This window comes from Corynebacterium sp. HMSC066C02, from assembly GCF_001814945.1.
Taxonomy (GTDB): Bacteria; Actinomycetota; Actinomycetes; order Mycobacteriales; family Mycobacteriaceae; genus Corynebacterium; species Corynebacterium aurimucosum.
This window is the reverse complement of sequence record NZ_KV818436.1, coordinates 139,297-159,462: the sequence shown is the minus strand read 5'-3', so window position 1 is coordinate 159,462 and position 20,166 is coordinate 139,297. Positions and strand designations below refer to the sequence as shown.

Here is a 20,166-nt window from a genome sequence, read left to right as displayed (position 1 = left end):
TGAAGGGAGGCGGCGAGATGAGCAACGGCGCCGATGGCCTGGACAGCCAGCCTCCTTCCGACCTGCTTGCCCGTGTCGAAAACCTCGCAAACCGCGAAAGCTTCGATTGCATTCGGGTCACCGCACACGAGCTCCTCTTCCCTCACCCACCGCTTGGGGAAACCCGCGCTTTCATGGACACCGAGGGCGAACCAATCCTGCGTTTCTACACCACCCATCACGGCGTTCTAGGTTTCGGCGACATTCCTGCTCTCAGTGAATTCGTCAATGACTGGAACCATGACTGCCTCTCGCCACACCTCATCCTCAACTATTCGGCACCTACCGAGGTAAAGGTGTGGGGGCATTCCTTCCTCGTGGTTCACCAGAAACCTACAACGTCCCAGCTTTCCGCTTCGGTTCTGCCAGCACTCCACAACGCTGCGGCCTGCCTCGAAGAATTGGCCGATCACTTCCCCGTTCTCACGCTTCCCCGCCCAACGGCTCCGGAAGAAGAAACAGAACTCGACGGCCCCGTCGCCGACGTCGACACCGCTCGGCTTGGGGAACTCTTGCCAGCCCTCGGAATTACACGCTTCCAGGCGGATGCTGACGAGGCCATCTATGCCTGGATCAATGATGTCCTCTTTGCTTTCGCCATCGATTCCGGCCCCAGCCTCATCATCAAAGGCCATTGGGATCCCAACCTGCCGGGCAGCGAGTTCTCCAAAATCTTCCTCATTTGCAATGACTGGAACCGGACCAATCACTCAGCCTCCGCCTTCTGCCACTCAAACATTGATGGGTTGCAGGTACGCATCGATTACGCGGTTATGACGGGCGCCGGGCTTTCCGACGCCCAATTGATCACCGCCCTCGGCCGCGGCATCAAGCACGTTCTCCACGGCATCGATGACATCTCACGCGATGCGGTGGGCTCCTCCCCCGTCGCGTGGCCCTAGCGCGCCGTCGACCGGCACCTCATTTTCTTCCGAAACCCTCTCGCTCACAGCATCGCAAGGCGAATCGATGAATAGCGCGGACCAGTAGGCAAACATGGCCATAAACGGCCCTACCAGCCAGGCACTACCCGGCGAGAATTTCGGCACAAACTCTACATACTCTCCGGGATTCTCGGGAATATAAGTGGCGGTGGCTCCACCGAAGACATAAAACGATGCCGCGCCAGCCAGAGCAGCCAGAGCCACCCACAGCAGTACGCCGACGCCACGGTAGCGCTCACCTCGCACGTAGGCAGTAGCCCCCAGGGCCGCGCTAAGAACTCCGGTGATCAGTACGAAGGTGATATAGGAATCAAATTGCACGTCGGCAACGTTGCTCAAGGCGTAGCCGCCATCATCAACCCGGTGCCCCTTGAGAGCTGGACGCCACAGTCCCCACGCGGCGCCGGCTGCAGAGAATCCAAGGAGTGCTAACGCGAGCAACCCCGCGCCGAATCCAATGGCGCGGGGTATGCGAAGGCTAGGAGCACGCAGTCCAGGCACGATACTCTCTAGCCGCAGAAGGTCCAGTTACCGTTCTCACGCTTGAAGCGCATGGTGGAGCTATCCATGCCCTGGCTGGTGTTAACGTTCACAGTCGCGGAAGCATCGTCACCGTTAACCACAACATCGTTGATGGACTCAACACCGGTCTTGGACCAGTCAAAGCCATCCATCTGGGAGGTATCCTGGCCCGCTGCCGCCATCATGTCCTTGAGCTGGTTCATCGGAACATCCGGAACCTGGTTGTAATCAACCTGATCGAGGCCGGAGTTCGGATCGTTGCGGATAGCCGCGCAGGTGTGCTCCGGGAGGTACTTCACAAAGGAACGCATGGTCTGCTGCTCATACATACCGCGTACTAGGGTGTTAATACCGTCGATATCCTCCTGGCTGGCAGCTTCACCCTGAACCGGTTCGACCTTGGGCATGTTCTGGAAAGGATCAGCGCCTTCTTCGAAGGGGTTGGCCAGAGTCTGGTTAGCAGCCTCGGGGTTCTCCCCCTCCGGCTTGGCAGCTTCGTCCTTATTCTCTTCGCCGTCCTTCTTGTCCTCCCCCTCCTTCTTCTCCTCAGAAGTCTTCTCTTCCGTCTTCTTCTCAGACGTCTTTTCCTTAGACTTCGTAGTCGTGGTGGTCTTTGCCGCAGAGGACGCAGTGTCACCTGCATTCTCATCATCGGAACCACAAGCAGCCAAGGAAAGCGGCGCAACGAGTGCAACAGCAATGAGGGACTTCTTGGCAGGTGTCAGAAAAGACAAGGGAAAACTCCTAAATGTACATAGAGAGCGATAGGTTAAACCACGCGGGACGCAGTGTTTGCTCTTGGGCAACTCACATAACCTTAACAAGCGCTGTTTGAAGAATTCATATTCTACACCTTGAAGCTTCCTGTGAGCCTCACGAGGGTATTCTCTTGCCGCGTAGAGTTGGTCGTGTGCACCTTTCTCGCGACGCTATCGTTTCCACCGCCCTTGAGCTTTTGACCCAATACGGCCTTGCTGATGTCACTATGCGCCGAGTCGCCACCAACCTCGGAGTCGCACCCGGCGCGCTGTACTGGCACGTGGCCAACAAACAATCACTGATCGCCGCCATGACCGCAGAAATACTCGCTCCCGTCACCGGGGAAAGCACGGCGGAGCTGGTCAGCTCGCTGCACAATGAGCTGCAACGCTGGCGCGATGGAGCTGAAGTGGCCATCGCCGGAGCATCCTTCCCTGAGTCCTCAGCGAGCGCTGACGTGGAAAAGCTATTCACCAAGGCACTGCAGAAGGAGGCACCCGATGCCTCGCCGGAGGATAGAGCCGTCGCCGCCCGCACTCTGATCCACTACACGCTGGGCGCTACTTTCATGGAGCAATCCCGCGAACAGCTCAGTGGGGCAACTCCAGGCGGGACGTCGCCAAGCACAGCGTCTACAGCTTCCGAGACCACGCCGGTGGACGCCACCTCGGTGCGCGCAGCGGAGCTGATGGTCGCCGGCTTAAGATCACTGCGAAGCGATCACATGCATCAGAATTGACTAAGCTAAGCCTCATGACTGAGACCCGTGCTGACCTAACGCCATCTCGCCAGGTGTGGCCTGGTTCCCCCTCCCCGCTCGGCTCCACCTATGATGGAGCCGGTACTAATTTTGCTATCTTTTCCGAAATCGCCGAGAAGGTTGAGCTCTGCCTCATTGACCAGGACGGTAACGAAGAACGCATCGAATTAACTGAGATCACCGCACACGTCTGGCACGCCTACCTCCCGAACGTCAGCCCCGGGCAGCGCTATGGATACCGCATCCACGGCCCTTATGAGCCAGAAAATGGTCTGCGCTGCGATCCCTCAAAACTTCTTGTCGATCCTTATGCTCGCGCCTTCGACGGCGACTTTGACGGGGATCCCTCGCTGTACTCCTACGATATCTTCGCAGAGGAACCCGGCAGCGGCCGCAACCAGGATGACTCCTTGGGCCACACCATGCTCTCCGTGGTCATCAACCCGTTCTTCGAGTGGCACGGCGACAACCGCCCGCACACCCCGGATAACGAAACAATTATCTACGAAGCCCACGTCAAGGGCATGACTATGACGCACCCGGATGTGCCGGAGGAGCTGCGCGGTACCTACGCCGGTATGGCACACCCAGCGATCATTAACTACTTCAAGGACTTGGGAGTGACGGCCGTCGAGCTGCTGCCGGTTCACCAGTTCTTACAGGATGATCGCCTGCGCCAGCTGGGCCTGCGCAACTACTGGGGTTATAACACCTTCGGGTTCTTCGCCCCGCATGCTGACTATGCCTACGCCAAGAAGCCTGGCGAGGTGGTCGCTGAGTTCAAGGCCATGGTTCGTGCCTTCCATGAGGCCGGAATCGAGATCATCCTCGATGTGGTCTACAACCACACCGCCGAAGGCAACCACATGGGCCCCACCATCGCCTTCCGCGGCATTGATAACCACGCCTACTACCGCTTGGTTGATGACAACCCCGAGCACTACATGGACTACACCGGTACCGGTAACTCCCTGAATGTCCGTCACCCGCACTCCCTCCAGCTGATTATGGATTCGCTGCGTTACTGGGTGACGGAGATGCGCGTGGATGGCTTCCGGTTCGACCTCGCGTCCACTCTGGCGCGCGAACTCGATGATGTGGATAAGCTCGCCACTTTCTTCGATTTGGTCCAGCAGGACCCGGTGGTCTCCAAGGTCAAGCTCATCGCCGAGCCCTGGGACGTGGGCCATAACGGCTACCAAGTTGGCAACTTCCCGCCCATCTGGAGCGAATGGAACGGCAAGTACCGCGATACCGTCCGTGATTTCTGGCGCGGGGAGCCGGCGACAATGGGTGAGTTTGCCTCACGCCTGACTGGTTCCTCCGATCTCTATGCCAACAACGGCCGCCGCCCCACCGCGTCTATCAACTTCATCACCGCGCACGATGGCTTTACGCTTCGTGATTTGGTGTCCTATAACGAAAAGCACAATTCCGAGAACGGTGAAGACAATCGCGACGGTGAGTCCCACAACCGCTCGTGGAACCATGGCGTGGAAGGGCCGACTGACGACGAAGAGATTAAAAAGCTCCGACGCCGCCAGGTCCGTAATTTCCTCACTACCCTCCTGCTATCCCAGGGCACCCCGATGCTGTGCCATGGTGATGAGCTGGGCCGCACCCAAGACGGCAATAACAACGTGTATTGCCAGGACAACGAGATTTCCTGGATCGATTGGTCGATGTTGGAGCAGGAAAAGAACGTCGCCATGCACGGCTTTACCAAGCGCCTGATCAACATCCGCAAGAACCACCCGGTGTTCCGCCGCCAGCGTTTCTTGGCTGGTGGCCCCTTTGGCTCTGAGGTGAAAGATCGCGATATTGCCTGGCTCGTGCCCTCCGGCAAACTCATGACCCCGCAGGACTGGGATTTTGAGTTCGGCAAGGCCCTCATGGTCTATCTCAACGGTAACGCGATTACGGAAACCACTGCCCGCGGTGAACGCATTACGGATGATTCCTTCATCATGATTTTCAACGCTCACCACGAAGACATCGAGTTCACGCTGCCCAAGAAGGACCTGGGTGCTAGTTGGAGGCTCATCGTCGACACCTCTGATTCCGGTGGCTATCCGGACGAGGAGAAGCTCATCGCAGCCGAAGGTTCCATCGTGGTACAGCCGCGCACAACGCTGATCCTGCGCCAGACTGAGCCCCCAGTTTTCGACGACAGCGATGACTCTGCGCAATCCGCTGCCACGGCAGAAGAAAGCCGATAGCTAGACTGCACTCCACCGTCTGCTGTCCACCATTAACCCCGTCCTTGAAAGGAAACCGTGTCCTATACCGCCCACGGTGCTGTCATTGATGTCACCACCGATGCACTCACCGTCCAACGCTCCCAGCTAGCCGCTTCCCTTGGCGCCCCAGCCCGCGAGGCTCTCTCCTTAGCTGATGCCACGGGCGTGGAGTGCACGAAACCAACGGAGACAGGGTTTGGGCAGGTCATAGTGCGCAGCACGAGCGATTCTGCAGGGACCGTTGGGGACACGATCATCCGCTTCGCCCCCGGCCAAGACGCGGCCGCATTTGCCCGCGCGGTTGAGGCAGCGCTGCGCGGCGAAGCACCGGCTGCCAGCAGTGGTGTGCAGGGGCTCAACTTCACCGCCGTCGATGTGGAAACCGCCAACGATAACTGGGGCTCGGTCTGCCAGATCGGTGCGGTCCGCTTCCGCGATGGCGAAGAGACCGAGTCCCGCACGTGGCTGTGCACTCCCCCACCGGGGCTCGAGCACTTCGACGAGGTCAACATCAGCATCCATGGCATCACAGCGGAGGACGTCGCTGATACTTTACCTTTCGCTGATGCCGCCGCCGAGCTCTTCGAGTTCCTCGGCACAGACACGCTAGTAGCCCACAACGCGCAATTCGATTCCACGGCCCTGCGCAGTGGCCTCAAGAAGGCCGACGCGCCGGTGCCAGAACTTCGCTTAGCGTGTTCCCTGGCACTGGCCCGCGACGCCTCCCGTGCAGGCGTCATCGACGTGGCCAACCATAAACTTCCCACCGTTGCCTCCTACCTCGGTGCCGAGGATTTCCGCCATCACGAGGCCACAGCCGACGCCCGCGCGGCGGGCGAGATTGTCAGTGCCCTAGCGCAGCGCTTTGGTCACTCCGGAAGCATTGAAGACTTGTTCACCACCCGTGATTTTGCGCTGGGCACGTTGAGCGAGGACTCCGTCATCCCGGTCCTGCGCGCCAACACCGCTCCCCTCTCCGCTGCCGACTTGGGCGCTGGTACGGATTTCCGCGACAAGACGCGCATGGCGGGTACAGCCTCGGGCTCGAAGAAGAAGGGCTCCGCCGCTAAGGAGCGCCGTGGTGCAGCCCCGTGGCAATCCGTATCCACTCCGGACACCATCCCGGATCCCAATCCTGATGCGGATCCGGAAGGCGCGCTATTTGCTCAGAATGTCACTCTCACCGGTGACTTCGAGCCTTTCGACAAGGGCCTTTTGTGGTCCAAGATTGCTGAACGCGGCGGCCAGGTGGGCAAGAATGTCACGAAGAAGACCACCATCCTGGTTGTGGGCCAGTGGGCTACCAAGACCTCTAAAGAAAAACGCGCTGAGGAGCTGCAAGGCAAAGGCCAGGACATCGCGATCTGGCAGACGGACAAGCTGTTAGAGGAGCTGCAGCTTGATGAGGCTCCGCCGTTCTAACCTGCGTAGCTCTTGAGCACGGAGGCGCTAGAACATCAAGGCTCTAGCGCGTGGTGGGTTTTCTACGAACTAGTGGGAACCTGTGGGCATAAAGCCCAGTCCAATAAGGGCAAGGAATCTGCACTTGCCTACCTTTCGGAGTAAATCCACCATGACCATCGCGCTGCCCACCTCCCTCCGCATCGACCACCTGCTCCCCTCGCTCTGCCCGAGCGAGGAGCTCAACGGAATCAAGCTCTGTGATGATGGCTTCGGTGATTCACCTGCTAGCCTCCAGCTATCGCGGACGCTATCGATGTCCTTGGTCCACGGCACAGGCACCGAAGCCAAGCGCGTGAGCCAGCGCGCTGTGGACGATATGGGTTTGACCGTGCGCCAAGCTTGGGATGCTGCCGCGCTGAATCTGCAACGCCGCGCACTGACGCAGCAGGGGCTGCGCTTCTTTACCCGGCCTGCCGAACTCGGACTGGGTAGAACGGAAAAGGGCCTAGAGGTGCGGGTGCATCGCTGCGCTGTCTCGTCGTGGTTGGCTCACCCGCAGGCCTTCGTTATCCTGGACAATCATTTGCAGCGGCTTAGCCAGGCTCGGAGTATTACCTACCTCGTGCCTGATGCGCACACTCTCTACGCGCTGCTCAACATTTCCCCGCAGCGCGCCACGGAACTGGCCTACCGCGCGGCCGAATTGCGCCCGCGCCATCGACCACCGCTGAGCTTGCAACCACTAGTATTAGCTAACGGCTTTCCACTGGAGGTGTAGACACACCTCCATACTTCCTCCGCCGTGGCCGAAAGGAGTCACGTTCTTAAGATGGCTGAATCATCCATGTCCCGCCTGAGCAACCAGTACCATTCCTGGGTACACGCGCATCCTACCGCGGCGCAGGATTTCCGCGATGCCATCGAGGACTTGCTTAACGACGCCGGCATTATCTTTGACCGCGTAGCGACCCGCGTGAAGCTGTGGCCTTCTCTCAAGGCGAAAGCGAAGAAGCGCCGCGACAACGGCGAGCTGATGTACCCGAAGCCGTGGGAAGATATCCACGATGTTTTGGGGGTGCGAATTACCGTCTTCCACTCCACGGTTATCCCGGAAGCTCTAGAGGTTTTGGGAGAAACCTTTACCGTGCTGCGCTCGGTGGACAAGGCGGCGGAAACGCGGATTTCTGGTGGTTTTGGTTATGGCTCGCACCATTTGGTGCTGACGGTGTCCGAGGACAGCGCCGCCACGCTGGAGGAACTTGAGCCTTATATCGGCTGGACCTTCGAGATTCAAATCCGCACCGTGCTACAACACGCTTGGGCGGAATTTGAGCACGATATCCGGTACAAGCAGGGCCCGAACCCGCCTTCCCCGCAGGTGGATCGCCTCTTCACACTGGCTGCGGGCCTGATTGAGCTGGCGGACCAGCAATTCGATGAAATCGCCGCACTCAAAGCCCCCAGTTCTGAGGCAGGCGATGACGTGGAAATTACAGCCGAGACCCTCCCTGGTGTCCTCGCCATTATTCTGGGCAACCGCTTCCCTCGTTCACGCTCGGAGCATTATCGCTTCCTTGCCGAGTTGCTCGACAACAACGGCATCACACGCTTGAGCCAGCTCAAGCAGCTGCTCGACGATGACGCCATCGCCCACGTACACGATGCCATGCGCTACCGCTTCCGCCCGGGCCAGGTCAGGCTTATCGACGACTTGCTGCTCAACAAATTCGGTGCCCAGCACATCGAAGCCACGGCCGAGGCCGGTGACCGCAAAGACCGCAAGCGCCGCTTGAATGCTCGGCTGAAGGCCTTAAAGAACTTCCGAAATAATTAGCGGAATCCACCGCGGAATTTCTCCATCTGCCGGCGCTCCTTCTTCGTCGGGCGGCCAGCACCGCGCGGGCGGACCGGGACGGAGGGCATAAATTCCTTCGGCGGTGGCGGCGGGGCGTGGTCGATGTAGCAAGTGCGCGCAATCGGGGCGCCGACGCGCTTGGACACGGTGGCGAGCACCTCAAGGTCATGCTCGTGGTGGTTGCGCCACACGCGCACGCGGTCGCCAGGAACGACCTGCTGCGCGGGCTTAGTGGCGTTGCCGTTGAGTTTGACGTGCCCGGCGCGCACCGCCGTGGCGGCCTCCGAGCGGGTCTTGAACATGCGCACGGACCAAACCCAAGCATCAATGCGTACGGGCCGCCCGTCGGGCTGATTCACCATGGGCTTTTATAGGTTGTGGTTCTCGTTCACGATCTTCTGGATTTTGACCCAGTTGTACGCGCCACCCACCACGGCCACGATGAGACCAATCGCCATCCAGGTCCAGAATCCGGTGAGTGCCCAGCCTAGGAGGACACCGCCGGCGACGCCGCCCACGACGCAGATAGCGCCGTTGCGTGCGTGGGTGCGCACGGCTTGCTTGCGTTGCTCAATGGGGTTGTTGGGGCGTCGCTGCATAGTCATGGGGCTTATTCTACATGGCCAAAAACTCGCGGCCTTCTCGCGGCCTTAAAGCTCCACCCAGGCAGTTCCAGCTTCCTTCGGCTCTACCCCACCCTGGGTCAGCGCGGCGAGCGTCGCCGCAAGCTCCTCCTCACCGCCGGGTTCCACAGACACGGTGAAAGTCACCGCTTGGGCGTAGGCGGTATCCACCATGTCCACACCCCGGTTGCGTAGCTCTGCCTCTAAGCGACCGGCGTCCGCGTGGGAAACCTCGACGGTATAGAGCTCGCGTAGGGCACGCGTGACGGGCTCAACCTGCTCCATCGTCTCGCTGACGGCACCGCCATAGGCGTGAACGAGCCCGCCCGCGCCCAGCTTGATACCGCCAAAGTATCGCACGACCACCGCGCAGATATCGAGCAGTCCGGAGCCCTTCAAAACATCGAGCATGGGCTTGCCCGCCGTGCCGGAGGGCTCGCCATCATCGGAGGAGCGCTCCACTGGATTCGAGCCGTCCACGTGGTAGATATAGGCCGAGCAGTGGTGGCGGGCGTCGGGGAAGCGGTCGCGGGCGGCGTCGATAAGCGCGCGTGCTTCCTCTTCCGTCGTGGCGCGGCCGATAAGGGTGATAAACCGCGAACGCTTGATCTCAATCTCATGCTCGACAATCTCACCGGCGACGGGACGCTGATAGCTCTCCAGCATTATGCGACAAGAAAATCGTACTCGGGGGTACCTGGCTTTAGTTGCTGGCAATTAAGCTTCGACGCCTCCATGCGCTCCAGCAGTCCGTCGATACCTGCGGCACTCCCCAGCTCGATACCTACCAGCGCAGCACCGGTCTCACGGTTATTGCGCTTGAGGTACTCGAACAGCGTGATGTCATCCTCTGGACCAAGAACATCCTGCAGGAAGTGGCGCAACTGGCCGGGCTCCTGCGGGAAATTCACCAGGAAGTAGTGCTTGAGTCCACGGTGCACCAGGGAGCGCTCCATGATTTCGGCATAGCGCAGCACGTCATTGTTGCCGCCGGAAATCACGCACACCACCGTTGAGCCTGGCTGCAGGTTGAGCGTGCGCAGGCCGGTCACGCTCAGCGCGCCGGCGGGTTCGGCGATAATGCCCTCGTTTTGGTACAGCGCCAACTGTTCCGTGCACACGGCGCCTTCGGAGACGGTGTCATGGTGCAGGCGGCCCTGGTTGGCTTCCAAGATCTGGAAGGGCAGCTCACCAATGCGCTTGACGGCGGCACCGTCGACGAAGGGATCAACGGTCTCCAGGGTCACCGGCTCACCAGCAGCGAACGCTGCGCTGAGCGACGCCGCCCCGGCCGGCTCAATGCCCACCACCGCCGTGCGCGGGGCCATGTCAGCGAGGTAGGAGGTGATGCCGGAGATCAGGCCGCCACCGCCCACGGGGACCACCACGGTATCGAGGGATTTACCGATCGAAGACAGCTGGGAGACGATTTCCGCAGCCACAGTTCCCTGGCCGGTGACGGTATCGCGCGAATCGAAAGGCTCGATGAAGAAGGCGCCGCGCTCCGCTGCATCCGCGTGCGCGGCAGCTGCTGCCTCATCGAAATTGGCGCCGGTGACAACGAGTTCCACGAGGTCGCCGCCGTGGACCAAGATGCGGTCGCGTTTTTGTTTCGGGGTCGGTTCCGGCACGTAGATTTTGCCGTGGATTCCCATGGTGCGGCAGGCATAAGCCACTCCTTGGGCGTGGTTTCCCGCCGACGCCGTGACGATGCCATGTGTCCGCTGCTCTTCGCTAAGGTTTGACATGCCGTAGATAGCCCCGCGGATCTTGTAGGAGCGCACGTCTTGCAGGTCCTCGCGCTTTAAGTACACCTCATAGCCGGTTTCCTGGGACAGTCGCGGGCAGTATTGCAGCGGAGTCGGGGCAATCTCCGAGCTAATTCGCGATTGGGCCAATTGGATATCAGAGGCGTGGATTGGCTCGAAGTCGTGCGGGGTGCTTGTCATGGTGGCTCATTTTAGCGCCCCACCATTCTTTCGTCGCACATTACCTAGCATTCGACCGATTCACTGAACGTTTACCTAGATCTCGCTTGGCCGCAACGCTCTGTTCCCCGAAAGTGTCATGGGCGGCACGTACGGTGATGCGGAATCTTTTTCGTCTCGCTTCAAGGAGTCTTTCTCAATGTCTCGCTCTATCTCCCGCCGCTCTCTCGCGCTCTGCGTGGCGACCGCAACCAGCCTCAGCGTGGCTGCACCGGCCTCCTCGGCCGCGATTGTGAACAACGTCATCGAGCACTCGGCGGCAGACGCCAGTCTCAAGCTCACCCCGGTTGGCACCTATGAGTCCGGGGTATACGCGGAGTCGGCTGCGGAGATCGTGGCCTTCCACCCGGACTCCAAGCGCATCCTTACGGTCAATGCGCACGCGGGTCAGATTGATGTTCTCGACGCTTCTGCCCCAGCCAACCCCACCTTGATCGGCTCTATTTCTGCTGGTGAAGGCAAAGAAATCAACTCCGTAGCGGTGCGCCCCGACGGCCTAGCGGTGGCCGCCGTCCAACAGGCGGACAAGACTGAGGACGGCGAAGCACTGTTCTTCAACGCCGCGGCCGCGGACCTGGATACCGCCGAAGTGGGCCGCGTGATGGTGGGTGCATTGCCGGATAACGTCCACCTCACCGCAGATGGCGGCTACGCGCTGCTGGCCAACGAAGGCGAACCATCCAATGAGCTCAACGCCGAGGGCACCGACTACGTGACGGACCCGGAAGGATCCGTCTCCGTTATCAAGCTTCCGGAGGCTGTTGAGGCGCCAACGCAGGCGGATGCCCGCATCGCTGGATTCACGGCTTTCGACGACCAGCCTCTGCCAGAGGGCGTGCGAGTCTTCGGCCCCTCCGGCCATGATTCTAAGCCGTCCATCGACTTTGAGCCGGAGTACATCACCTCCCAGGACGGCAAGGCTTTCGTGTCGCTGCAGGAGGCCAACGCCATCGGCGTCATCGATATTGAATCCGCCACGGTGGAGAAGATCCTGCCCGCCCACATCGCGGATCACTCGCAGGTCCCGCTGGACCCCTCGAACAAGGATGACGCGGCCGAGCTGCGCACGCTCCCGGTCAAGGGCCTGTCCATGCCAGATTCCATCGGCGCCTTCACCGCCGGTGGCCAGACCTACTTTGCCACTGCGAACGAAGGCGATGCCCGCGAGTGGGGTGTGAAGGAAAAGGACGGTGGCTCCGGCGTCTACACCGATGAAGTGAAACTCAAGGATCTGGTTGAGGATGGCAAGGTATGTGAGGGCGCGCTGGGCGACGTCAACGTGGAGGAACTCGCCGACAAAAAGCACGCTGGCAACCTGAAGCTGAGCAACGCCTCCGGCTGGAACGAAGAAAAGGGCTGTTTCGATGAGCTTTATGCCTACGGTTCTCGTTCCTTCAGCATCTACGACTCAGAGGGCAACGTTGTCTTCGATTCCGGCGCCGAGTTCGAAAAGATCACCGCTGAGCTCAACGAGCCGGGTATCTTCCACCACAACGCCGATAACGAAGAGGCAGAGTTCGACGATCGCTCTGATAACAAGGGCCCAGAACCAGAGGCCCTGACCATCGGCACCGTTGGGGAGCGTACTTATGCCTTCATTGGCGCCGAGCGCGTTGGCGGCATTTTCGTCTACGACGTCACCGACCCCGCCACCGCTTCCTTCGTCACCTATGTCAACAACCGCGACTTCTCCACTGATGAGTTCGCTGCTGCCGGCGACTTGGGCCCGGAGGGCTTTGCCTTCGTCGACAAGGCAGACTCCCCTAACGGTGAGCACCTGTTCATCGTAGGCAACGAGGTTTCCGGAACCACCACCGTCTACAACGTTGAGGACCTGCTCAATGCCGACGAGGACAACCAAGACGATGCCGACGACCACGATAACGAAGACAAGAGCAGCCAGAGTTCCCACTCCTCCACCGCGACCATCGCCGTCGGGTCTCTCATCGGAGTCATCGCCGCTGTCGCTGCCGCGGTAGGCCTGCTGAACGCCCCGGGTGTCCGCGAAACAGTTCTCAGCTTTGCTCCAGCACCGCTGCGCGAGCAGCTGGAGAAGTTCCTATAAAACCTATCTTCACTAAGGGGAGGGCTGCTACATTGAAGTGGGTTTGAGACAACCCTCCCCCTTTTTTCTCGTACTTCCTTTCGCACCCTTCCCAAGGAGAACCCCTGATTATGCGCCTTTCCACCTCACTAATCGCAGTGTGTGCCACGACGATGGCATTGGTCACCCCGCTGGCCTCAGCCGCCGAATCAGCTGAGAGCAGCCAGTCCTCCTCGTCCTCCCTGAGCCAAAGCTCCACGGGCGGAAGCTCCGAGGGTCCAAACGGTGGAAGCTCGATGAACGTCGGACGCATCGACACCTCTGATCTTTCCGAGGAGTGTGCGAACCAGGTACGCAAGGCGCAAGAGGAGCACGAAAAGGCGGTGGCTGATGGCACCGCGGGCTCTTCCTTCATGGGTCCGCAGGAGCTCGGGCTCGGCATCCTTAACGGTTATGGTTCCTCCGGTATGCCCGCAGAACCAGATTGCGTCCAGGCAGAAAAGGACGCGGCGCTGGAGAAGGAATGGGACGAGATGCCCGACTGGGTGCAGTCTGCGCGCCCCAATGACACGGCCGAGGAGGTCTTTGCCTGGGTCGGCGGCACGATCGCGCTGGTCGCCGTCGCGATTAATGCGTTGACCGTGGTCGCGCAATTCGACCCATCCGTCCTCGACGGCCTGCGTGCGTTCCTGAAGAGCCAGGGCTTCTACTGGGATAACTCCCAGAAGAAGGAAGACGAGAAGGCGGCTGCGAAATAGCCGCTGCCCCAACGAAAAGAAACGCGCGAACCTATACGGTTCGCGCGTTTTTATTTAGGTTCGCGCGTGGTATTCAGCTGCTGGCTGAGGGGGGGAGCTACTCCTTGCTTAGAACAGCTCCTCGGTAGCAATCTGGGCACCTTCCACGAGGGACTCCAGCTTGGCCCACGCAATCTGGCGGTGCAAACGGCCGCCGAGGCCGCAGTCCGTCGATGCAATCACGTTTTCCGGGCCCACCAGTTCAGCAAACTGGATGATGCGGTCCGCCACCAAGCGCGGATGCTCCACAGCATTCGTGGAGTGCGAAACCACACCCGGGTAGATCACAGTGCCCTCCGGCAGCTTGTGGTCCTTCCACACGCGCCACTCGTGCGCGTGACGCGGCGAGGCGCCCTCGAAGGAGAAGCCGCCGACCTTGGCTTGCAAGATCTCCTCAATGATGTCCTCGAAAGGAATATCCGTCACGTGCGGGCCATGCCAGGAGCCCCAGCAGATGTGCAGGCGGGTCTGCTCACGCGGGATATCCTTGATGGACTCGTTGAGAATCTCAATGCGCTCGCGCAGGAAGGCCCGAAAATCCTCAACCGTCGGCTCCGGAACCACCGAGTCCCAGGCTTCGGCCAGGTCTGGGGCGTCGAATTGCACCGTCAAGCCGGCATCGGTGATGGCCTTGTACTCCACCTTGAGCGCCTCACCGCAGGCACGCACGAGATCGGACTCATCCTCGTAGTACTTGTTGGGCAGGCGGGCCGCAGCGCCCGGGGACAGTGCGGCGACGAAGCCTTCGGTGCCTTCGGGGAGGGCGTCGGCAAGCAGCTTCACGTCCGCCTCGACCTGCTCCTGACCGATGTAGGTAACCGGACCGGTGAACTCAGGGTTAGCTACCTTCTTGCGGCCGGTAAAGATACCCGAATCCGGGTCGTTATAGGCCTCCGCGAACAGGGCGCGGTCGCGGCGATCCTTCATCGAGGAGAGGCGAATCTTGCCCGGTTCGGAGCGGATCTTGTCACCGATCTCCCAGCGGTCCTTGTCCGTCATGGTCAGACCACCCAGGCGGGTAAAGGAGTAGTTCCACCAGGCGCCATAGTCCACAGCGCCAGAGGTGATGTGGCCGTATTCGCCTTCGTTAATGATGTCGATGCCGAGATCAACCTGGCGCTTGACCACGTCAGCGACCGAGCGCTCCAGAATCTCGTGGAACTTCTCATCGGAGATGGTGCCGGCGGAGCGCTCGAGGTTAGCGTCCAACAGCTCCTGCGTGCGCGGCAACGAGCCGACGTGAGTGGTACGGATCTTATTGACCATGAGGAAACGGCCTCCCTTTCAACTAGACTGTGCTGTCTAGCGTAACCCACGGGCGAAGCACAGCCCGCCTCATTCTGTACTTTTATTCAGCACACGAATGCGGGGTGTTACCTCAGCCGAGAATTCCGGCGCCCATCGTCGCTTTGAGATCACCCATGAGGTTGCTGGAGCGCTCCACGCGCAGATGTTCGCCGAGGACCATCATGGTGGACTCTTCGCCGTCGACAAGCGTGAGGTACACGTCAGACTCACCCTTGTTGTTGACCAAGACCTGCTTCAGCCGCGCAATGTTGTCCATGGTGCACTGATCCGTGCGCATGGTCAGGCGCAGCGGCAGACCGGCACCGTTACCCGGCCCCAAATCGGGAACGCGGATATCGGAGCAGAACAGGGACATGCGCTCATCGCGGATCTTCACCTGGACCTTGGCCAGGATGATGTTGTCTTCAGCGATCTGCGGGGCTACCAGCGAGTACACCTGGTTGAACACGAGGATATCCACCTGGGCGCCGTTATGGTCTTCGATGCTCACGATGGCCCAGGGCGAGCCATCGCGCTTGGAAAAGCGCCTGTCAACGCCCGAGATAATGCCGCCAATCACGAGCTCCTGGCCATTGCCCACTTCGCCGTTGAGGATCTTGGTAATCGGGGTATCCGTCTGCGCATTCAGTGCTTCCTCGAAACCATCAAGCGGGTGGCCAGACACGTACAGGCCGAGCATCTCCCTTTCCAGAGCCAGCTCGTGTTTACGGTCCCAGTTCTCCTCCGGGATATCGATGGCAAAAGCAGAAACAGAGTCACCCTGTTCATCCCCGCCTCCGAAGCCAGCGAAGAGGTCGAATTGCCCCTTGTCGGCTGCCTTTTTGGTCGTCTGCACCGAATCCACGGCGTCTTCATGAATAAGCATGAGGCCCTTGCGTGGGTGTTCCAGGGAATCGAAAGCACCGGCCTTAATGAGGGATTCGGTGACACGCTTCGAACAGGCCGCCAGCTCAATCTTGTCCAGATAGTCGGAGAAGGATGTGAAAGCCCCTTTCTCCCGGCGGGTCTTCACGATGGAATCCACCACTTCCCCGCCGACGTTGCGGATAGCGCCCATGCCGAAACGAATATCTTCGCCGACAGCCTGGAAGGTCTCCACCGACTCATTAACGTCCGGTGAGAGCACGCGGATGCCCAGGTGGCGGCAGTCAGCCAGGTAGATAGCGGACTTGTCCTTCTTATCACCCACCGAGGTCAACAGTGCGGCCATGTATTCCGGCGCATAGTAGGCCTTGAGGTAGGCCGTCCAGAAGGACACCAAACCATAACCCGCGGCATGGGACTTGTTGAACGCGTAGGAGGCGAAGGGCTCAATGGTGCCCCACAGAGCATCCATTGCTTCCTTGGAGTAGCCATTGTCCTTCATGCCGCCCCAGAACTTGTCATACTGCTGGGCCAGCACTTCTGGCTTCTTCTTACCCATGGCTTTACGGAAGCCATCTGCCTCGCCGGCGGTGTAGTTTGCCACTTTCTGCGAGATACGCATGATCTGCTCTTGGTACACGATAAGACCGTAAGTCTCATCGAGGATTTCCTTGAGCGGCTCCTCCAGCTCGGGGTGAATTGGGGTAATTTCCTTGCGGCCGTTCTTGCGGTCCGCATAATCCCAGTGCGCGTTCACACCCATCGGGCCCGGGCGGTAGAGCGCCAGTGACGCCACGATGTCCTTAAAGCCCGTTGGCTTCATGCGCTTGAGCAGCTCCTGCATGCCGCCCGAGTCGAGCTGGAACACGCCCAACGTATCGCCGCGCGACAGCAGGTCATAGACCTTTGAGGCATTCGGGTCGTCGGCATGGAGGTCTTCTAGGTGGACTTCCTCGCCGCGGTTTTTCTTGATGTTTTCCAGGCAGTCACCGATCACGGTGAGGTTGCGCAGTCCCAAGAAGTCCATCTTCAGCAGGCCGATGGCCTCACAGGCCGGGTAGTCCCAGCCGGTGATGTAGGCGCCGTCGGCTGGGCGCTTCCACATCGGGATGTGGTCCATGAGCCGGACCGAGGCCATAATCACCGCGCAGGCATGCACGCCGGCCTGACGGACCACGCCCTCGAGGCCGCGGGCGGTCTCATAGATCTTCTTGACGTCCGGGTCAGTCTCAATCATCTGCCGGACCTCGGCCGCCTCCGAATAGCGCTCGTGCTCTGGGTCCGTGATGCCGGCGAGCGGGATGTCCTTGGCCATGATCGCGGGTGGCAGGGCGCCGTTGATGCGGTCCGCCATCTGGAAGCCCGGCTGGCCAAAGTGCACCTTGGCGGAGTCCTTAATGGCCTGCTTGGTCTTCACGGTACCGAAGGTGATCACCTGGGCAACCTTGTCCTCGCCCCACCGCTCGGCGGCGTAGGTAATCATCTCGCCGCGGCGGCGATCATCGAAGTCGATATCGATATCCGGTGCGGACGGACGCTCCGGGTTCAAGAATCGCTCGAAGAGCAGGCCATGCTCGATGGGGTCAATGTTGGTAATCGTCAGCGCGTAGGCCACGAGCGCACCGGCCGCCGAACCACGGCCCGGACCAACGCGAATGCCGATGGAGCGCGCGTGCTTGATGAGCTCGGCCACGATGAGGAAGTAGGAAGGGTAGCCCTTCATATCGATGACGCTGATCTCGTACTCAGCACGGTCGATGTACTCCTGCGGCACATCCCCACCGTTGAAGCGATCCTTCAGTCCCTCCATCACCTCGTGAGTTAGCCAGGAGGTTGGGGTGTAGCCCTCGGGGACGTCGGCAATCGGCATGCGGTCATGGGTGTGCTCCTCCCAAATCGCGCCATAGTCCTGCACGCGCTCGGCAATCCACAGGGTGTTATCGCAGGCCTCCGGCACCATGTGGTCCCACAGCTCACGCATCTGCGCAGCAGTCTTAATGTAGTAGCCGGTGCCGTCGAACTTGAAACGGTCCGGGTCCATAAACGTCTTGCCCGTCTGCACGCAGAGCATGGCCTCGTGGGAGGGCGCCTGGGATTCCAGCACGTAGTGGCAGTCATTGGTCACCAACGGCGGCAGATCCAGCTTGCGGCCGATCTCCAGCAGACCGTCACGCGTGCGCTTTTCGATGTCCAGCCCATGGTCCATGAGCTCTAGGAAGAAGTTGTCCTTGCCATAAATGTCCTGCCACATGGCAGCAGCTTCGAGCGCCTCATTGAACTGCCCCAAGCGCAGGCGGGTCTGCACATCGCCGGAAGGGCACCCGGTGGTCGCGATGATGCCTTCAGCATGCTCGGCAATCAGCTCGGCGTCCATGCGCGGCCACTTACCTAGCTGACCCTCGTAGGAGGCCAAAGAGGACAGCTTGAACAGGTTGCGCAGCCCGGTTTCATTCTCCGCCAGCATGGTCTGGTGGAGGTAGGCACCGGAGGCAGAGACGTCATCGCGCTTCTGATCCGGTGTTCCCCACAACACGCGCTTTTTGTTGAAGCGCGACTCGGGCGCCAGGTAAGCCTCGATGCCGATGATGGGCTTCACGCCGGCGCTCGTCATCCTTTGGTAGAAGGCGTTGGAGCCGTACATGTTGCCGTGGTCGGTCATGCCGACCGCGGGCATGCCTTGGCGTAGCACTTCATCAGCCAACATGTCCACCTTGGCCATGCCATCCAGCATGGAGAACTCGGTGTGGTTGTGCAGGTGGACGAAGGAGGAGTTTTTGGCCATGCGGCTCATCTTAGCGGGGACGTCAAACTTCGCTCGTAGGTCCTCGTTAAGGTACATTTTCTTAAATGTTCTACACCATTGCTGCCTATCTCATGTGGGGTTTCTTCCCAGCGTTCTTCCCGCTGCTGCGCCCCGCCAGCCCGTTTGAGATTTTGGCCCACCGCATCGTGTGGACCGCCGTTCTCGTCACCGCAGTGTTGCTGGTGACAGGTGGCTGGCGCGAGCTGAAAGCGTTCAGCCTGCGCACTTGGGGGTGGATGTTTGCCTGTGGCGTGGCCATCACCATCAACTGGGGCACCTATGTCATCGCCATCAACAGCGATCACGTGGCCGATGCCGCACTGGGCTATTTCATCAACCCTCTCGTCTCCGTGGCCCTCGGCATTATTTTCCTCAAGGAGAAGCTGACGAAGGCGCAGGTGGCGTCGGTCAGCATCGCCTTCATCGCAGTGTTGTGGCTGACCTTCATGACCGGTCAGGCCCCCTATTATTCGCTGGCTTTGGCCTTCAGCTTCGGAATCTATGGTTTGCTCAAGAAACGCATCACGGTTTCCTCGATGGGCTCTGTGGCCGCGGAAACCTTGGTCATGCTCCCCTTCGCGCTGATCTACCTGGGCTACCTCCAGGCACAGGGCGAATCCACCTTCACTACCGAAGGGCCCGGGCACATCGCACTGCTGGTTACCTCCGGCCTCGTCACCGCCCTGCCGCTGCTGTGTTTCGCCCAGGGCGCTAAGCACCTGCGTCTGTCTACCCTCGGCATGCTGCAGTACATGACCCCCATCATGCAGATGCTGTGGGCGCTGTTTGTCACCCAGGAACACATGTCCACGGAACGCTGGATCGGCTTCGCCATCATCTGGGTAGCGGTCATCATTTACCTGGCGGACTTGGTGCGCATGGGCCGCGCTTCTCGACGCCGCGCCCGCCTCCACCCCGCAGAGAAAACAACCCCCAGCCGGGACTAGCGGCGCTTCAGCTCGTCGCGCGCCTCCCGAGCCCGGGCACGCCGGGCGGATTCCTCGCGCGCGTTGAGCGCCCACCGCGGCATGAGGATGGCCATGGCGATGCAGTAGATGGCCACCACGATGAGAATGCCGAAGGCGAGCTTGTCTGCTCCCCAGATCCCTTGCGCGATGGCGGCCCCAGAGGCGATGAACGCGCCCGCCCACATCAAGAGGTAGGCAAAGCGGTAGTTCGGCGGCCACTCGGAGGTGTTGGGAAATAGGCGCATGTC

Annotated in this window: 18 protein-coding genes; 9 read left to right on the top strand and 9 right to left on the bottom strand. The window is 60.3% G+C overall.

The genetic code is table 11. From position 1 onward, the window contains the following. Positions 1–17: 17 nt before the first annotated feature. Positions 18–941, top strand: coding sequence for a YbjN domain-containing protein (locus HMPREF2996_RS01715; protein WP_070711446.1), 924 nt, complete (start codon positions 18–20; stop codon positions 939–941). On the opposite strand, the gene HMPREF2996_RS01710 is transcribed toward HMPREF2996_RS01715, so the two are convergent. After that, on the bottom strand, positions 900–1,484 hold the full coding sequence (locus HMPREF2996_RS01710; protein WP_246822967.1) for a hypothetical protein: 585 nt from the start codon (positions 1,482–1,484) through the stop codon (positions 900–902). The two genes, HMPREF2996_RS01715 and HMPREF2996_RS01710, sit on opposite strands and share 42 nt — an antisense overlap. Positions 1,485–1,492: 8 nt before the next feature. After that, a complete protein-coding gene (locus tag HMPREF2996_RS01705) occupies positions 1,493–2,239 on the bottom strand; it encodes a hypothetical protein (protein ID WP_070643759.1) in 747 nt (248 codons plus the stop codon). A 176-nt stretch (positions 2,240–2,415) separates the two neighbouring features. On the opposite strand from HMPREF2996_RS01705, the gene HMPREF2996_RS01700 reads away from it, so the two are divergent. The 5 genes from HMPREF2996_RS01700 (at position 2,416) to HMPREF2996_RS01680 (ending at position 8,502) form a co-directional block, all read left to right on the top strand. Beyond that, entirely contained in the window at positions 2,416–3,003 is a 588-nt protein-coding gene (locus HMPREF2996_RS01700; RefSeq protein WP_070711447.1) for a TetR family transcriptional regulator, read from the top strand. A gap of 14 nt (positions 3,004–3,017) precedes the next feature. After that, positions 3,018–5,243: a glycogen debranching protein GlgX gene (gene glgX / locus HMPREF2996_RS01695; RefSeq protein WP_070711448.1), complete on the top strand. Its 2,226-nt coding sequence runs from the start codon at positions 3,018–3,020 to the stop codon at positions 5,241–5,243. 57 nt (positions 5,244–5,300) lie between these two features. Beyond that, positions 5,301–6,686 carry a 3'-5' exonuclease gene (locus HMPREF2996_RS01690; RefSeq protein ID WP_070729805.1) on the top strand — a complete coding sequence of 462 codons (1,386 nt, stop codon included), beginning with the start codon at positions 5,301–5,303 and terminating at the stop codon, positions 6,684–6,686. A 124-nt stretch (positions 6,687–6,810) separates the two neighbouring features. Next, positions 6,811–7,446, top strand: a complete 636-nt coding sequence (locus HMPREF2996_RS01685; protein ID WP_236659250.1) for a hypothetical protein — start codon at positions 6,811–6,813, stop codon at positions 7,444–7,446. Positions 7,447–7,497: 51 nt separating this feature from the next. Further along, entirely contained in the window at positions 7,498–8,502 is a 1,005-nt protein-coding gene (locus HMPREF2996_RS01680) for a GTP pyrophosphokinase (protein WP_070729803.1), read from the top strand. Here the strand turns inward: HMPREF2996_RS01680 and HMPREF2996_RS01675 are convergent. Genes HMPREF2996_RS01675 through ilvA form a run of 4 tightly spaced genes read right to left on the bottom strand, consistent with a single transcriptional unit; the run spans position 8,499 to position 11,095 of the window. Then, complete coding sequence (locus tag HMPREF2996_RS01675) at positions 8,499–8,885, bottom strand: RNA-binding S4 domain-containing protein (protein ID WP_010190494.1); 387 nt, start codon at positions 8,883–8,885, stop codon at positions 8,499–8,501. The two genes, HMPREF2996_RS01680 and HMPREF2996_RS01675, sit on opposite strands and share 4 nt — an antisense overlap. A 6-nt stretch (positions 8,886–8,891) precedes the next feature. Next, positions 8,892–9,128 (bottom strand): hypothetical protein, encoded by a 237-nt coding sequence (locus tag HMPREF2996_RS01670; RefSeq protein ID WP_070445375.1) that lies wholly within the window; start codon positions 9,126–9,128, stop codon positions 8,892–8,894. A gap of 45 nt (positions 9,129–9,173) precedes the next feature. Next, complete coding sequence (locus HMPREF2996_RS01665; protein ID WP_070643747.1) at positions 9,174–9,812, bottom strand: YigZ family protein; 639 nt, start codon at positions 9,810–9,812, stop codon at positions 9,174–9,176. Beyond that, on the bottom strand, positions 9,812–11,095 hold the full coding sequence (gene ilvA / locus HMPREF2996_RS01660; RefSeq protein WP_070729801.1) for a threonine ammonia-lyase IlvA: 1,284 nt from the start codon (positions 11,093–11,095) through the stop codon (positions 9,812–9,814). Before ilvA ends, HMPREF2996_RS01665 begins: the two co-directional genes overlap by 1 nt. Before the next feature lie 178 nt (positions 11,096–11,273). Between ilvA and HMPREF2996_RS01655 the strand changes: the two genes are divergently transcribed. Both HMPREF2996_RS01655 and HMPREF2996_RS01650 read left to right on the top strand, forming a co-directional pair. Then, entirely contained in the window at positions 11,274–13,199 is a 1,926-nt protein-coding gene (locus tag HMPREF2996_RS01655) for a choice-of-anchor I family protein (RefSeq protein WP_141757468.1), read from the top strand. Between the two features lie 110 nt (positions 13,200–13,309). Beyond that, a complete protein-coding gene (locus HMPREF2996_RS01650) occupies positions 13,310–13,936 on the top strand; it encodes a hypothetical protein (RefSeq protein WP_070445366.1) in 627 nt (208 codons plus the stop codon). A 108-nt stretch (positions 13,937–14,044) separates the two neighbouring features. Here HMPREF2996_RS01650 and HMPREF2996_RS01645 read toward each other — a convergent pair whose 3' ends face one another. Further along, positions 14,045–15,241, bottom strand: a complete 1,197-nt coding sequence (locus HMPREF2996_RS01645; RefSeq protein ID WP_070643740.1) for a cobalamin-independent methionine synthase II family protein — start codon at positions 15,239–15,241, stop codon at positions 14,045–14,047. A gap of 112 nt (positions 15,242–15,353) precedes the next feature. Beyond that, on the bottom strand, positions 15,354–18,929 hold the full coding sequence (gene dnaE, locus HMPREF2996_RS01640; protein WP_070729873.1) for a DNA polymerase III subunit alpha: 3,576 nt from the start codon (positions 18,927–18,929) through the stop codon (positions 15,354–15,356). A gap of 65 nt (positions 18,930–18,994) precedes the next feature. Between dnaE and rarD the strand changes: the two genes are divergently transcribed. Further along, positions 18,995–19,897 (top strand): EamA family transporter RarD, encoded by a 903-nt coding sequence (rarD, locus tag HMPREF2996_RS01635; protein WP_070711454.1) that lies wholly within the window; start codon positions 18,995–18,997, stop codon positions 19,895–19,897. Here the strand turns inward: rarD and HMPREF2996_RS01630 are convergent. Next, complete coding sequence (locus HMPREF2996_RS01630; RefSeq protein WP_070711455.1) at positions 19,894–20,163, bottom strand: permease; 270 nt, start codon at positions 20,161–20,163, stop codon at positions 19,894–19,896. The two genes, rarD and HMPREF2996_RS01630, sit on opposite strands and share 4 nt — an antisense overlap. Between the last annotated feature and the right edge of the window lie 3 nt (positions 20,164–20,166).